This is a genomic window from Pseudomonas sp. Pseusp15 (assembly GCF_059492165.1).
The window spans coordinates 6,045,615-6,060,412 of the sequence record NZ_CP168523.1 but is presented as its reverse complement, the minus strand read 5'-3'; the positions used below and the strand labels follow the sequence as shown (position 1 = coordinate 6,060,412).

Sequence of the window (14,798 nt, the reverse complement as noted above, 5' to 3'; positions counted from 1 at the left end):
TGGTGTCGACATATCGTCAGACACCTACAAGACTTACTGCGCAAATGCCGGATAATGGCGGCCATTCGTTTAGCCGTTATTCTGGTAATCCCACATGGAAATCAAGGTCAACTTTCTCGACAACCTGCGACTTGAAGCCAAGTTCGATGACTTCACGGTGGTGGCCGATCAACCTATCCGCTACAAGGGCGATGGCTCGGCACCGGGTCCGTTCGACTACTTCCTGGCTTCGTCGGCGCTGTGTGCGGCGTATTTTGTGAAGTTGTACTGCAATACGCGCAATATCCCCACGGATAACATCCGCCTGTCGCAGAACAATATTGTTGACCCGGAAAACCGCTACAACCAGATTTTCAAGATCCAGGTCGAGTTGCCGGCGGATATCTCCGACAAGGACCGCCAGGGCATCCTGCGCTCCATCGACCGATGCACCGTGAAGAAAGTGGTGCAAGCCGGGCCTGAGTTTGTGATCGAAGAGGTGGACAACCTCGACGCCGATGCCCAGGCGTTGTTGATGCCTGCTTCCAACTCAGGGGCGAGCACCTATATTGCCGGCAAGGATCTGCCGCTGGAGCAAACCATCGGCAACATGTCGGCCATTCTGGCGGACCTGGGCATGAAGATTGAAATCGCCTCGTGGCGCAATATCGTGCCCAATGTGTGGTCGTTGCATATCCGCGATGCGCACTCACCGATGTGCTTTACCAACGGCAAGGGTGCGACCAAGGAAGGCGCGTTGGCGTCGGCGTTGGGCGAGTTTATCGAGCGACTCAACTGCAACTTCTTCTACAACGACCAGTTCTGGGGCGAAGACATCGCCGACGCAGCGTTTGTGCACTACCCGGACGAACGCTGGTTCAAGCCTGGCCGTAAAGATGCACTGCCGACCGAAATCCTCGACGAGTACTGCCTGAAGATTTACAACCGCGACGGCGAGCTGCGTGGTTCCCACCTGATCGACACCAACTCGGGCAATGAAGAGCGCGGCATCTGCTCGCTGCCTTACGTGCGCCAGTCCGACGGCGAGGTGGTGTATTTCCCGTCCAACCTGATTGAAAACCTGTTCCTGAGCAACGGCATGAGTGCCGGTAACACGCTGGCCGAAGCCCAGGTGCAGTGCCTGTCGGAGATCTTCGAGCGCGCGGTAAAACGCGAAATCATCGAAGGTGAATTTGCCCTGCCGGATGTGCCGGCTCACGTGCTGGCGAAGTACCCTGGAATACTGGCCGGGATTCAGGCACTGGAAGAGCAAGGGTTCCCGGTGCTGGTGAAGGATGCGTCCCTGGGAGGTGAATTCCCGGTGATGTGCGTCACGTTGATGAACCCGCGTACCGGCGGGGTGTTCGCCTCGTTCGGCGCGCACCCGAGCCTGGAAGTGGCGCTGGAACGCAGCCTGACCGAATTGCTCCAGGGCCGCAGCTTCGAAGGCCTCAACGACCTGCCCCAGCCGACGTTTGAAGGTCATGCGGTGACCGAGCCGAATAACTTCGTCGAGCACTTTATCGACTCCAGCGGCGTGGTGTCGTGGCGCTTCTTCAGCTCAAAATCGGATTACGAATTCGTGGAGTGGGACTTCTCCGGCCAGGGTGAAAACTCGAATGCCGAGGAAGCCGCGACCTTGTTCGGCATTCTCGAAGGCATGGGCAAAGAAGTGTACATGGCGGTCTACGAGCATATCGGTGCAACGGCCTGCCGTATCCTGGTGCCAGACTATTCGGAAATTTATCCAGTAGACGATCTGATCTGGGATAACACCAACAAAGCGCTGTTCTTCCGCGCCGACATCCTGAACCTGCATCGCCTGGACGAAGAGGAACTGCAAGCGCTGGTTGAGCGCCTGGTGGAAAGTGAACTGGACGACTACACCGACATCACCACCTTGATCGGCATCGAATTTGACGACAATACCGCCTGGGGTCAGCTGACGATTCTGGAGTTGAAGCTGCTGATTTATCTCGCCTTGCAGCGGTTTGAAGAGGCGAAAGAAGCGGTGGAAATGTTCCTGCAGTACAACGACAACACGGTTGAGCGTGGCTTGTTCTATCAGGCGGTCAATGTGGTGCTGGAGATGAAGCTGGACGAAGACCTGGAACTGGAAGACTACGAGGCCAACTTCCGCCGGATGTTTGGCAACGAGCGGATGGATGCAGCGATCGGATCGGTGGACGGCAGCGTGCGCTTCCATGGCCTGACGCCGACCAGCATGAAGCTGGAGGGGCTCGATAGACACTTGCGCCTGATCGACAGCTACAAAAAACTGCACATGGCGCGGGCCAACATGACCGCTCTATCCAGTTAACAGCGCCAACAAAAAAGCGAAGCCAGATCAATGGCTTCGCTTTTACGGTGTCACTTGTCGAACAGCGGCTTATCAGAACGGAATATCGTCATCAAAGCTGTCGAAATCCGGAGCCGGTTGCGGTGCGGCCTGCGGAGGAGCCGGGCGCGACTGTTGCGGTGCCGACTGCTGCGGACGCGGAGCCTGCTGGCGTGGGGCTGGAGCGGATTGCTGGTAGTTATTGCCCCCGCCTTGTTGGTCGCCCTGCTGTGGACGGCCGCCCAGCAGTTGCATGGTGCCTTGCATGTCGACCACGATTTCAGTGGTGTAACGCTTGATACCGTCTTTTTCCCACTCGCGGGTCTGCAGCTTGCCTTCGATGTAGACCTGCGAACCTTTACGCAGGTATTCGCCGGCGATTTCGGCCACTTTGCCGAACATCGAAACACGGTGCCATTCGGTCTTCTCGACCTTCTGACCGGTTTGCTTGTCGGTCCACTGTTCGCTGGTCGCCAGACTCAGGTTGGTCACGGCGTTACCGTTAGGCAAGTAGCGAACTTCGGGATCCTGGCCGCAAGTGCCGACCAATATGACTTTGTTAACCCCACGGGCCATAACGTTCTCCTAGGCTACGCACGCTGCCTCGGCCGGGTTGTTCACCAGGCGCTCAAGGGTCGTGCGATCCAATAGTTCTGTGTCCAATTTGATGTAAATCGCCGCTTCATCAGCAACGATCACCGCATCTGTTACCCCTACGACGGCCTTCAGGCGCTCAACCAGACCCGCTTCGCGGATCGCCTCGGGCGACAACGGCAAGCGCAGGCTCGTGACGTAAGGTGGTTCGCGCATGGTAACAGCAAAGGCCAGCCAGAGGGCAGCCAGGCCGGCGCATCCGAGGAATACAACCGACAAACCGCCGTGCTGGAACATCCAGCCGCCGAGGATCCCACCCAGCGCCGAACCAAGGAACTGGCTGGTGGAATAAACCCCCATCGCCGTGCCTTTGCCACCTGCCGGTGAAACCTTGCTGATCAGCGACGGCAAGGACGCTTCCAGCAGATTGAACGCGGTGAAAAACACCACCGTGCCGATTACCAGCGCCCGCAAGCTGTCGCCGAACTGCCAGAAGAATAGCTCAGTGAGCATCAGCGTCAGCACCGCGCCCAATAAAACTCGTTTCATTTTGCGTTTCTTCTCGCCGTAGATAATGAACGGGATCATGGCGAAGAAGGAAATCAGCAGCGCGGCCAGGTACACCCACCAGTGCTGCTCCTTGGGCAAACCGGCTTTTTCGACCAGCGCCAGGGGCAATGCAACGAAGCTCGACATCAACATCGCGTGCAACACAAAAATGCCCAGGTCCAGGCGCAGCAGGTCCGGGTGCTTGAGCGTCGGTATCAGCGCTTGACGCGCGACACCGGACTCGCGGTGCTGCAATGGCCCGGTGGCGCGCGGCACCATGAACATCACGATGACGATACCGAGCAGCGCCATGCCGCCGGTGGCGAAGAACAGCCCCGAGAGGCCGAAGGCACGGGTCAGCAATGGCCCTACCACCATGGCGATCGCGAACGACAGACCGATCGTCATGCCGATCATGGCCATGGCTTTGGTCCGATGCTGTTCTCGGGTCAGGTCAGACAGCAATGCCATGACCGCTGCGGAAATCGCCCCGGCGCCTTGCAGGATGCGTCCGGCGATGACGCCCCAGATCGAATCGGCATTGGCCGCCAGCACGCTGCCCAGGGCGAAGACGATCAGCCCCAGGTAAATCACCGGACGTCGACCGATACGGTCGGAAATGAAACCGAAAGGAATCTGAAAAATCGCCTGGGTCAGGCCGTAAGCGCCAATCGCCAACCCGATGAGGGCCGGGGTCGCGCCTGCCAGGTCCATCCCATAGGTCGCCAGCACCGGCAACACCATGAACATGCCAAGCATACGGAAGGCGAACACCAGGGCCAGACCGCTTGCTGCGCGGGTCTCACTGCCACTCATGCGTTCGCTGTGGGGATCGTGCATGGAAAAACCTCATCTGAACCGGCGGCGATTCTACCAGTCCCATCGATTGACGGGGTATATAGCGACGCTATGACGCGCGCAGATGACGCAATCTTCATGCAAGGTTGCGCGCCCCTCATTTGATAGTGTGCATCCATCCAGTATTTGGCCGTATACTCCTACGTTTTCGACGCCCGCCGAGCGAGGCCACTTTGGACAAGATCCTGATTCGTGGGGCCCGAACCCACAACCTGAAGAACATCGACCTGACCCTGCCACGGGACAAACTGATCGTCATCACCGGCCTGTCCGGATCCGGCAAGTCGTCCCTGGCCTTCGACACGCTGTACGCCGAAGGCCAGCGCCGCTATGTCGAATCGCTGTCGGCCTACGCCCGGCAGTTTCTGTCGATGATGGAAAAGCCTGACGTCGACACCATCGAAGGTCTGTCGCCAGCGATCTCCATCGAACAGAAGTCGACCTCGCACAACCCGCGCTCGACGGTTGGCACCATCACCGAAATCTACGACTACCTGCGCCTGCTTTACGCTCGCGTCGGTATTCCGCGCTGCCCGGATCACGACATTCCGCTGGAAGCCCAGACTGTCAGCCAGATGGTCGACCTGGTGCTGGCACAACCGGAAGGCAGCAAACTGATGCTGCTGGCTCCGGTGATCCGCGAGCGCAAGGGTGAGCACCTCTCGGTCTTCGAAGAACTGCGCGCCCAGGGCTTTGTGCGGGCCCGGGTCAACGGCAAACTCTGTGAGCTGGACGAGTTGCCGAAGCTGGATAAACAGAAGAAGCACTCGATCGATGTCGTGGTCGACCGCTTCAAGGTCCGCGCCGATCTGCAACAACGCCTGGCCGAATCGTTCGAGACCGCGCTGAAACTGGCGGACGGCATCGCTCTCGTGGCGCCAATGGACGACGAGCCCGGCGAAGAAATCATCTTCTCCGCACGCTTTGCCTGTCCGATCTGCGGCCACGCCATCAGCGAGCTGGAACCCAAGCTGTTTTCCTTCAACAACCCAGCCGGCGCCTGCCCGACCTGCGATGGCCTGGGGGTTAAACAGTTCTTCGACACCAAACGATTGGTGAACGGTGAACTGACCCTGGCCGAAGGCGCGATCCGCGGCTGGGACCGGCGCAACGTCTATTACTTCCAGATGCTTGGCTCGCTGGCCGCCCACTACAAGTTCAGCCTCGAAGTGCCGTTCAACGAACTGCCGGCTGATCAGCAGAAATTCATCCTGCATGGTAGCGGCTCGCAGAATGTCGACTTCAAGTACCTGAACGACCGTGGCGACATCGTCAAACGCTCGCACCCGTTCGAAGGCATCGTGCCGAACCTGGAACGCCGCTACCGCGAAACCGAATCGGCTTCGGTCCGCGAAGAACTGGCCAAATTCCTCAGCACCCAGCCTTGCCCGGATTGCCGTGGCACCCGTCTGCGTCGCGAGGCGCGACACGTGTGGGTTGGCGAGAAGACCTTGCCGGCGGTGACCAACTTGCCCATCGGCGATGCCTGCGAATACTTCGGCGTGCTGAAGCTGACCGGCCGCCGTGGCGAAATTGCCGACAAGATCCTCAAGGAAATCCGCGAACGCCTGCAGTTTCTGGTCAACGTTGGCCTGGACTATCTGTCACTGGATCGCAGTGCCGACACGCTGTCCGGCGGTGAGGCCCAGCGCATTCGCCTGGCCAGTCAGATTGGCGCCGGTCTGGTGGGGGTTCTGTACATCCTCGATGAACCGTCAATTGGCCTGCACCAGCGGGACAACGACCGATTGCTCGGCACACTCAAGCACCTGCGTGACATCGGCAACACGGTGATCGTGGTCGAGCACGATGAAGACGCGATTCGTCTGGCTGATTATGTGGTGGATATCGGCCCGGGCGCGGGTGTGCACGGTGGACATATCGTTGCCGAAGGCACGCCGGACGAAGTCATGGCTCACCCTGATTCGCTGACCGGCAAGTATTTGTCGGGCCGGGTGAAGATCGCCGTTCCAGCCAAACGCACACCCCGTAACAAGAAGCTGTCGCTGTCCCTCAAGGGTGCTCGCGGTAACAATTTGCGCAATGTCGATCTGGAGATTCCAATCGGCCTGCTGACCTGCGTGACCGGCGTGTCCGGCTCGGGCAAATCGACGCTGATCAACAACACGTTGTTTCCCTTGAGCGCTACCGCACTCAACGGGGCAACGACCCTGGAAGCGGCGGCTCACGACAGCATCAAGGGCCTTGAGCACCTGGATAAAGTCGTCGACATCGATCAGAGCCCGATCGGTCGCACACCGCGCTCCAACCCGGCGACCTACACCGGCTTGTTCACGCCAATTCGCGAGTTGTTCGCCGGCGTACCGGAATCGCGCTCCCGCGGTTACGGGCCGGGGCGTTTCTCCTTCAACGTGAAGGGCGGACGCTGTGAAGCCTGCCAGGGCGATGGCCTGATCAAAGTGGAGATGCACTTCCTGCCGGACATCTATGTCCCGTGCGACGTCTGCAAGAGCAAGCGCTACAACCGCGAAACCCTTGAGATCAAATACAAGGGCAAGAGCATCCACGAAACCCTCGAGATGACCATCGAGGAAGCCCGGGTGTTCTTCGACGCAGTTCCGGCCTTGGCGCGCAAGCTTCAGACGCTGATGGACGTAGGCCTTTCGTACATCAAGCTGGGACAATCGGCGACGACGCTGTCGGGCGGTGAAGCCCAGCGGGTGAAACTGTCCCGCGAGCTGTCCAAGCGCGATACCGGCAAGACCCTGTATATCCTCGATGAGCCAACTACCGGCCTGCACTTTGCGGATATCCAGCAACTGCTCGATGTTTTGCATCGCTTGCGCGACCATGGCAATACCGTGGTGGTGATCGAACACAACCTGGATGTGATCAAGACCGCCGACTGGTTGGTGGACCTGGGGCCGGAAGGCGGCTCCAAGGGCGGCCAGATTATTGCCGTCGGCACGCCGGAAGACGTGTCCGAGATGAAGCAGTCTCACACTGGCTACTACCTCAAACCACTGCTGGCTCGCGACAAGGCCTGAATCAGGCCCATGAAATAGCCCCTGTCACTTTGTCGGTGACAGGGGCTTTTTTGTGCGTCGTCGGCCTAAAAATCAGAACTGCGATTGCAGGTAATTCTCCAATCCGATCAACTTGATCAAACCCAGCTGTTTCTCCAGCCAATAGGTGTGATCTTCCTCGGTGTCGTTCAGCTGAATGCGCAAGATCTCGCGGGTGACATAGTCCTTGTGCCGCTCGCAAAGCTCGATGCCTTTGCACAGAGCTGCACGAACTTTATATTCCAGACGCAGGTCAGCGGCGAGCATGTCCGGCACGGTGGTGCCGACATCGAGATCGTCCGGACGCATGCGCGGCGTACCTTCGAGCATCAGGATCCGACGCATCAGCGCATCAGCGTGCTGAGCCTCTTCTTCCATCTCGTGGTTGATACGTTCGTAGAGCTCGGTGAACCCCCAGTCCTCGTACATCCGCGAATGGATGAAATATTGATCACGCGCTGCCAGTTCGCCTGTCAGCAACGTGTTGAGGTAATCGATTACGTCTGGGTGACCTTGCATCGCCCTACATCTCCCTGCTTGAAAGTCTGTAGTTTGAACCAACCTGACCTGAAGGTCACTCGCCCGCCGCAATAAAAGCGAAGATATTCTGAGAAAATGGGTTCAAATAACGCAAAAAACCGCCCTAATGAGGGCGGTTCTGCTTCTCGTTTAGACTTCGTTAAGCTGTACGCCCAACGCCTTCGCGATGCCTTCTCCATAAGCCGGATCGGCCTTGAAGAAATGCTGTAGCTGACGATCAACCACGTCGCCGGAAACCCCAGCCATTGCACCGGCAATGTTGTTGATCAGCAGCGCTTTCTGCTCATCGTTCATCAGACGGAACAGCGCACCCGCGTGACTGTAGTAGTCGGTATCTTCGCGATGATCGTAACGGTCAGCCGCGCCGCTCAAGGCCAAGGCAGGTTCTGCGTAGTGCGGTGCCTGTTTCGGTGATTCAACGTAGCTGTTCGGCTCGTAGTTCGGCGCCGCACCGCCATTACTGCCAAACGCCATCGAACCATCGCGCTGGTAAGTGTTGACCGGACTGCGAGGTGCATTCACTGGCAGCTGCTGGTGATTGGTGCCCACACGATAGCGGTGAGCATCCGCGTAAGCGAACACACGCCCCTGCAGCATGCGATCAGGTGACAGGCCGACGCCTGGGACCATGTTGCTCGGACCGAACGCGGCCTGCTCGACTTCAGCGAAGTAGTTCAGCGGATTGCGGTTGAGCTCAAGCTCGCCCACTTCGATCAACGGAAACTCTTTCTGCGACCAGGTCTTGGTCACGTCAAACGGGTTCTCGTAGTGAGCCGAGGCCTGAGCCTCGGTCATGATCTGAATGTTGACACTCCATTTCGGGAAGTCACCGCGCTCAATGGCGCCGAACAGGTCACGTTGTGCGTAATCCGGATCGGTGCCGGCCAGGCGCGCCGCTTCTGCCGGAGCGAGGTTCTTGATCCCTTGCTTGGTTTTATAATGCCACTTCACCCAATGACGCTCGCCATTGGCGTTGATCAAGCTGTAGGTGTGGCTGCCGAAACCGTGCATGTGACGGTAACCGTCAGGGATGCCGCGGTCCGAAAACAGGATAGTGACCTGGTGCAGCGCCTCAGGCGAATGCGACCAGAAATCCCACATCATCTGCGCGCTTTTCAGGTTGCTTTGCGGCAGACGCTTCTGGGTGTGGATAAAGTCAGGGAATTTCAGCGGATCACGGATGAAGAACACCGGCGTGTTGTTACCGACGATGTCCCAGTTGCCTTCCTCGGTGTAGAACTTCAGGGCAAAACCGCGTGGATCACGCTCGGTGTCAGCCGAGCCGCGCTCGCCACCCACTGTGGAGAACCGCAGGAAGGTCGGGGTTTGTTTGCCAACAGACTCAAACAGCTTGGCGCTGGAGTATTGAGTGATATCGCGAGTCACAGTGAACGTGCCGTAAGCACCCGAGCCTTTGGCGTGTACGCGACGCTCCGGGATGTTTTCACGATTGAAGTGGGCAAGCTTCTCGATCAGGTGGAAATCGTCGAGCAGCAGAGGGCCACGAGGGCCGGCGGAGCGGGAATTCTGGTTGTCGGCGACAGGAGCGCCGCTGGCGGTCGTAAGTGTTTTGTTTTGGCTCATGCGATCTCTTCCTCTGTCAGTCTTGAACTGCCGGCTAAATCGGCTTGGTGGGAAGTATTGATCATCAACATGACAGTCACAAATTCATTAATTTGCAGACATCAATAGAAAATTACTAATGATCAACCCAAGCATATAGTGCCTATAGGGAAGGGTTTGAAGCTTGTACGCAGGGCGCATTTCTTGCGGGCACAAAAAACCGGGCACTAGGCCCGGTTCTTTGTTTCAGACTGACGTCTTACTCAGCGGATACAGCTTCACCGCCGACAGCACGATCAACCAACTCGACGTACGCCATAGGCGCGTTGTCGCCAGCGCGGAAACCGCACTTGAGGATGCGCAGGTAGCCACCCTCACGGGTAGCGTAACGCTTGCCCAGGTCGTTGAAGAGCTTACCAACGATAGCTTTCGAACGAGTACGGTCGAAAGCCAGACGGCGGTTAGCCAGGCTGTCTGTCTTGGCCAAAGTGATCAGCGGCTCAGCAACGCGGCGCAGTTCTTTGGCTTTTGGCAGTGTAGTTTTGATCAGCTCGTGCTCGAACAGCGACACCGCCATGTTTTGAAACATGGCCTTGCGGTGCGAGCTGGTGCGGCTCAGGTGACGACCACTTTTACGATGACGCATGGTTCATTCCTTACCAAACACAACGTTCGGTGATTACGACGATCAGGCAGTCGCCTTGTCGTCCTTCTTAAGACTTGCAGGCGGCCAGTTGTCGAGGCGCATGCCGAGGGACAGACCGCGGGAGGCCAGAACGTCCTTGATTTCAGTCAAGGATTTCTTGCCAAGGTTCGGAGTCTTCAACAGCTCTACTTCGGTACGCTGAATCAGGTCGCCGATGTAGTAGATGTTTTCCGCCTTAAGGCAGTTAGCCGAACGTACAGTCAGTTCCAGATCGTCAACCGGGCGAAGCAGGATCGGATCGATCTCGTCTTCCTGCTCGACAACCACTGGCTCACTGTCACCTTTGAGATCGACGAACGCAGCCAACTGCTGTTGCAGAATGGTTGCAGCACGGCGGATAGCCTCTTCAGGATCCAGGGTACCGTTGGTTTCCAGATCAATAACCAGCTTGTCCAGGTTAGTACGCTGTTCGACACGGGCGTTTTCCACCACGTATGCGATACGGCGAACCGGGCTGAACGAAGAGTCGAGCTGCAAGCGACCGATGCTGCGGCTTTCGTCTTCATCGCTCTGACGCGAGTCTGCCGGTTCATAACCACGACCACGAGCTACGGTGAGCTTCATGTTCAGGGCGCCGTTAGACGCCAGGTTAGCGATTACGTGATCGGGGTTAACGATCTCGACATCATGATCCAGCTGAATATCGGCAGCGGTAACCACCCCCGAACCCTTCTTCGACAAGGTCAGCGTAACTTCGTCTCGACCGTGCAGCTTGATAGCCAGACCTTTAAGGTTCAACAGGATTTCAATTACGTCTTCCTGTACACCTTCGATGGCGCTGTACTCGTGGAGCACACCGTCAATCTCGGCCTCGACTACTGCACAGCCGGGCATTGAGGACAACAGGATGCGGCGCAGCGCGTTGCCCAGGGTGTGGCCGAAACCACGCTCGAGAGGCTCGAGTGTGATCTTGGCGCGGGTTGGACTGACAACCTGCACATCAATATGGCGGGGTGTCAGGAACTCATTTACCGAAATCTGCATGGATGCACCTATTTTCTAGCCCTTACTTGGAGTAGAGCTCGACAATCAGGCTTTCGTTGATGTCGGCGGACAGATCACTGCGAGCAGGAACGTTCTTGAAAACGCCCGACTTCTTCTCAGTGTCTACTTCTACCCATTCTACGCGGCCACGTTGGGCACACAGATCGAGAGCTTGGACAATGCGAAGTTGGTTCTTTGCTTTCTCGCGAACTGCGACCACGTCACCAGCACGAACCTGGTAGGACGGAACGTTTACGGTCTGACCGTTAACGCTGATCGACTTGTGCGATACCAGCTGACGGGATTCGGCACGAGTAGAGCCAAAACCCATACGGTATACAACGTTGTCCAGACGGCATTCGAGCAGTTGCAACAGGTTTTCGCCAGTTGCGCCTTTCTTGCCAGCAGCTTCTTTGTAGTAGCCGCTGAATTGACGCTCGAGAACGCCGTAGATACGACGGACCTTCTGCTTTTCACGCAGTTGGGTGCCGTAGTCGGACTGGCGACCGCGGCGTTGGCCGTGGATACCAGGTGCTGCTTCGATGTTGCACTTCGATTCGATCGCGCGCACGCCGCTCTTCAGAAAGAGATCGGTGCCTTCGCGACGAGCGAGTTTGCATTTTGGACCAATGTAACGAGCCATTCTTTACAATCTCCTGGATTACACGCGGCGCTTCTTCGGCGGACGGCACCCGTTGTGCGGGATTGGCGTCACGTCGGTGATGCTGGCGATCTTGTAGCCACAGCCGTTCAAAGCGCGGACTGCGGATTCACGACCTGGACCTGGACCTTTGACGTTAACGTCGAGGTTTTTCAGGCCGTATTCCAGCGCAGCTTGACCAGCACGTTCAGCAGCTACTTGAGCAGCGAACGGGGTGGACTTGCGGGAACCGCGGAAACCCGAACCACCGGAGGTAGCCCAGGAAAGAGCGTTACCTTGACGGTCGGTGATGGTCACGATGGTGTTGTTAAAAGAAGCATGGATGTGGGCGATGCCATCAACCACTGTCTTTTTAACTTTTTTACGAGGACGAGCAGCAGGTTTTGCCATGATTAATTTCCTGTCGATTCGCTGGGGCGATTACTTGCGGATCGGCTTACGCGGACCTTTACGGGTACGCGCGTTGGTCTTGGTACGCTGACCGCGTACTGGCAGACCACGACGATGACGCAGACCGCGATAGCAACCGAGGTCCATCAAACGCTTGATTTTCATGTTGATTTCGCGACGCAGGTCACCTTCAGTGGTGAACTTCGCCACTTCGCCACGCAGCTGTTCAATCTGCTCGTCGCTCAGATCTTTGATCTTTGCCGCTGGGTTTACCCCAGTCACTGCACAAATTTTCTGTGCAGTAGTGCGACCAACACCATAGATGTAGGTCAGCGAGATAACAGTATGCTTGTTATCTGGAATGTTAACGCCTGCAATACGGGCCATTCAGTGGGACTCCAATTGACAGCTACCTACGCCCCGGAAGCCAAGAAATAGGGCGCGAGATAATATCGCTGTAATAACAAATAATCAACCCGGCAGCGCACTAGCTGCCGGGCTTGAAGCACAATCACACTCAGCCTTGGCGCTGTTTGTGACGCGGTTCCGCGCTGCAAATTACTCGAACAACACCTTCGCGGCGAATAATCTTGCAGTTACGGCACAGCTTTTTCACCGATGCACGAACTTTCATCACCAACTCCTCGAACCTTATGGGTACTCAGCGCAACATGCCGCTGCCGTAACCCTTCAGGTTGGCTTTCTTCATCAGGGATTCGTACTGGTGCGAAACGAGGTGCGATTGTACTTGGGACATGAAGTCCATCACAACCACGACCACGATCAGCAACGAGGTCCCGCCAAGGTAGAACGGTACGTTTGCTGCAACCACCAGGAACTGGGGCAACAGGCAGACGGCCGTCATGTAAAGAGCACCGAACATGGTCAAGCGAGTCAGAACGCCATCAATGTAGCGCGCAGACTGCTCACCTGGACGGATGCCCGGAATAAAGGCACCGGACTTCTTCAGGTTTTCCGCTACGTCTTTCGGATTGAACATCAACGCCGTATAGAAGAAGCAGAAGAAAATAATCCCTGCACTAAACAGCAGAATATTCAACGGCTGACCAGGAGCGATCGACTGCGAGATGTCCTGCAACCAGCCCATACCTTCAGACTGACCGAACCAGGCACCCAACGAAGCCGGGAACAGCAAAATGCTGCTCGCGAAAATAGCCGGAATAACACCGGCCATGTTCACCTTCAGCGGCAAGTGGCTGGTCTGCGCAGCGAAGACCTTACGGCCCTGCTGACGCTTGGCGTAGTGAACAGCAATACGACGCTGGCCACGCTCAATGAACACCACGAAACCGATAATCGCTACTGCCAGCAAACCGATGGCAACCAGGGCGAAGATGTTGATATCACCCTGACGTGCAGACTCGAAAGACTGCCCGATCGCTCTCGGAAGACCGGCGACGATACCCGAAAAAATCAACATCGAGATACCGTTGCCAACACCACGCTCAGTAATCTGCTCACCCAGCCACATCATGAACATCGCACCAGCCACAAAAGTGGATACCGCGACGAAATGGAAGCCAAAGTCACCAGTGAACGCAACGCCCTGCCCCGCCAGACCAATGGACATGCCAATAGCCTGGACGAGAGCGAGGACGACAGTGCCGTAGCGGGTGTACTGGCTGATCTTGCGACGGCCAGCTTCACCTTCCTTCTTCAACTGTTCCAGCTGCGGGCTGACGGCGGTCATCAGTTGCATGATGATCGATGCCGAAATGTACGGCATGATCCCCAGTGCAAAGATACTCATCCGCTCCAGCGCGCCGCCGGAAAACATGTTGAACAAGCTAAGAATGGTCCCCTCATTCTGTCGAAACAGGTCCGCGAGTCGGTCCGGGTTGATACCTGGAACCGGGATGTGTGCGCCTATTCGGTAGACGATAATCGCCAGGAACAGAAAACGCAGACGAGCCCAGAGTTCAGACATACCGCCTTTGCCGAGCGCAGAGAGAGCACCTTGCTTAGCCATTTATTCCTCGAACTTGCCGCCAGCTGCTTCGATAGCCGCACGCGCACCTTTGGTGGCGCCGATTCCCTTTCCGATGGTGACAGCGCGAGTAACTTCGCCGGACAGCATGATTTTCACACGCTGAACGTTGACGTTGATCACGTTGGCATCTTTCAGGGACTGCACGGTGACGATGTCGCCTTCCACTTTAGCCAGCTCGGACAGACGCACTTCTGCGCGGTCCATGGCTTTCAGGGAAACGAAACCAAACTTCGGCAGGCGACGATGCAGCGGCTGTTGACCGCCTTCAAAGCCTGGAGCAATGGTGCCACCGGAGCGGGAGGTTTGACCTTTGTGACCACGGCCACCAGTCTTACCCAAACCGCTACCGATACCACGGCCCGGACGATGCTTTTCGCGACGGGAACCCGGCGCTGGACTCAGATCATTGAGTTTCATCGATTAACCCTCGACACGCAGCATGTAGTAAGCCTTGTTGATCATCCCGCGATTCTCGGGAGTATCCTGGACTTCTACAGTGTGACCGATGCGACGCAGACCCAGACCCTTAACGCACAGTTTGTGGTTAGGGATGCGGCCGGTCATGCTTTTGATCAGCGTAACTTTAACGGTAGCCATGA

The 14,798-nt window shown here is 57.1% G+C and carries 15 protein-coding genes; 2 read left to right on the top strand and 13 right to left on the bottom strand.

The genetic code is table 11. The features are described from left to right. Nucleotides 1-94: 94 nt before the first annotated feature. Entirely contained in the window at nucleotides 95-2,299 is a 2,205-nt protein-coding gene (locus ACEN8R_RS27415) for an OsmC domain/YcaO domain-containing protein (RefSeq protein WP_018925660.1), read from the top strand. 72 nt (nucleotides 2,300-2,371) lie between these two features. Here ACEN8R_RS27415 and ACEN8R_RS27410 read toward each other — a convergent pair whose 3' ends face one another. Next, entirely contained in the window at nucleotides 2,372-2,893 is a 522-nt protein-coding gene (locus ACEN8R_RS27410) for a single-stranded DNA-binding protein (RefSeq protein WP_007933689.1), read from the bottom strand. 9 nt (nucleotides 2,894-2,902) lie between these two features. After that, on the bottom strand, nucleotides 2,903-4,300 hold the full coding sequence (locus ACEN8R_RS27405) for an MFS transporter (RefSeq protein ID WP_018925659.1): 1,398 nt from the start codon (nucleotides 4,298-4,300) through the stop codon (nucleotides 2,903-2,905). 191 nt (nucleotides 4,301-4,491) lie between these two features. Between ACEN8R_RS27405 and uvrA the strand changes: the two genes are divergently transcribed. Continuing rightward, a complete protein-coding gene (gene uvrA / locus ACEN8R_RS27400) occupies nucleotides 4,492-7,326 on the top strand; it encodes an excinuclease ABC subunit UvrA (RefSeq protein ID WP_018925658.1) in 2,835 nt (944 codons plus the stop codon). A gap of 72 nt (nucleotides 7,327-7,398) precedes the next feature. On the opposite strand, the gene bfr is transcribed toward uvrA, so the two are convergent. The 11 genes from bfr to rpmD form a co-directional block, all read right to left on the bottom strand. Next, nucleotides 7,399-7,863 carry a bacterioferritin gene (gene bfr, locus ACEN8R_RS27395; RefSeq protein ID WP_018925657.1) on the bottom strand — a complete coding sequence of 155 codons (465 nt, stop codon included), beginning with the start codon at nucleotides 7,861-7,863 and terminating at the stop codon, nucleotides 7,399-7,401. A gap of 150 nt (nucleotides 7,864-8,013) precedes the next feature. Next, nucleotides 8,014-9,468 carry a catalase gene (locus tag ACEN8R_RS27390; RefSeq protein WP_018925656.1) on the bottom strand — a complete coding sequence of 485 codons (1,455 nt, stop codon included), beginning with the start codon at nucleotides 9,466-9,468 and terminating at the stop codon, nucleotides 8,014-8,016. Between the two features lie 238 nt (nucleotides 9,469-9,706). Further along, on the bottom strand, nucleotides 9,707-10,093 hold the full coding sequence (gene rplQ, locus ACEN8R_RS27385) for a 50S ribosomal protein L17 (RefSeq protein ID WP_007924175.1): 387 nt from the start codon (nucleotides 10,091-10,093) through the stop codon (nucleotides 9,707-9,709). A gap of 42 nt (nucleotides 10,094-10,135) precedes the next feature. After that, the gene (locus ACEN8R_RS27380) at nucleotides 10,136-11,137 is read right to left on the bottom strand and encodes a DNA-directed RNA polymerase subunit alpha (protein WP_003186012.1); all 1,002 of its coding nucleotides are present in this window, start codon (nucleotides 11,135-11,137) and stop codon (nucleotides 10,136-10,138) included. A gap of 22 nt (nucleotides 11,138-11,159) precedes the next feature. Next, entirely contained in the window at nucleotides 11,160-11,780 is a 621-nt protein-coding gene (gene rpsD, locus ACEN8R_RS27375; protein WP_003176404.1) for a 30S ribosomal protein S4, read from the bottom strand. A gap of 18 nt (nucleotides 11,781-11,798) precedes the next feature. Continuing rightward, complete coding sequence (rpsK, locus tag ACEN8R_RS27370) at nucleotides 11,799-12,188, bottom strand: 30S ribosomal protein S11 (RefSeq protein ID WP_002555466.1); 390 nt, start codon at nucleotides 12,186-12,188, stop codon at nucleotides 11,799-11,801. A 30-nt stretch (nucleotides 12,189-12,218) separates the two neighbouring features. Next, nucleotides 12,219-12,575: a 30S ribosomal protein S13 gene (gene rpsM, locus ACEN8R_RS27365; RefSeq protein WP_003186020.1), complete on the bottom strand. Its 357-nt coding sequence runs from the start codon at nucleotides 12,573-12,575 to the stop codon at nucleotides 12,219-12,221. Nucleotides 12,576-12,705: 130 nt separating this feature from the next. Next, nucleotides 12,706-12,822 (bottom strand): 50S ribosomal protein L36, encoded by a 117-nt coding sequence (gene rpmJ, locus ACEN8R_RS27360; protein ID WP_002555468.1) that lies wholly within the window; start codon nucleotides 12,820-12,822, stop codon nucleotides 12,706-12,708. A gap of 27 nt (nucleotides 12,823-12,849) precedes the next feature. Beyond that, nucleotides 12,850-14,178: a preprotein translocase subunit SecY gene (secY, locus tag ACEN8R_RS27355; RefSeq protein WP_003228718.1), complete on the bottom strand. Its 1,329-nt coding sequence runs from the start codon at nucleotides 14,176-14,178 to the stop codon at nucleotides 12,850-12,852. Beyond that, nucleotides 14,179-14,616: a 50S ribosomal protein L15 gene (gene rplO, locus ACEN8R_RS27350; RefSeq protein ID WP_003228720.1), complete on the bottom strand. Its 438-nt coding sequence runs from the start codon at nucleotides 14,614-14,616 to the stop codon at nucleotides 14,179-14,181. A gap of 3 nt (nucleotides 14,617-14,619) precedes the next feature. Continuing rightward, a complete protein-coding gene (gene rpmD, locus ACEN8R_RS27345) occupies nucleotides 14,620-14,796 on the bottom strand; it encodes a 50S ribosomal protein L30 (protein ID WP_003176408.1) in 177 nt (58 codons plus the stop codon). Between the last annotated feature and the right edge of the window lie 2 nt (nucleotides 14,797-14,798).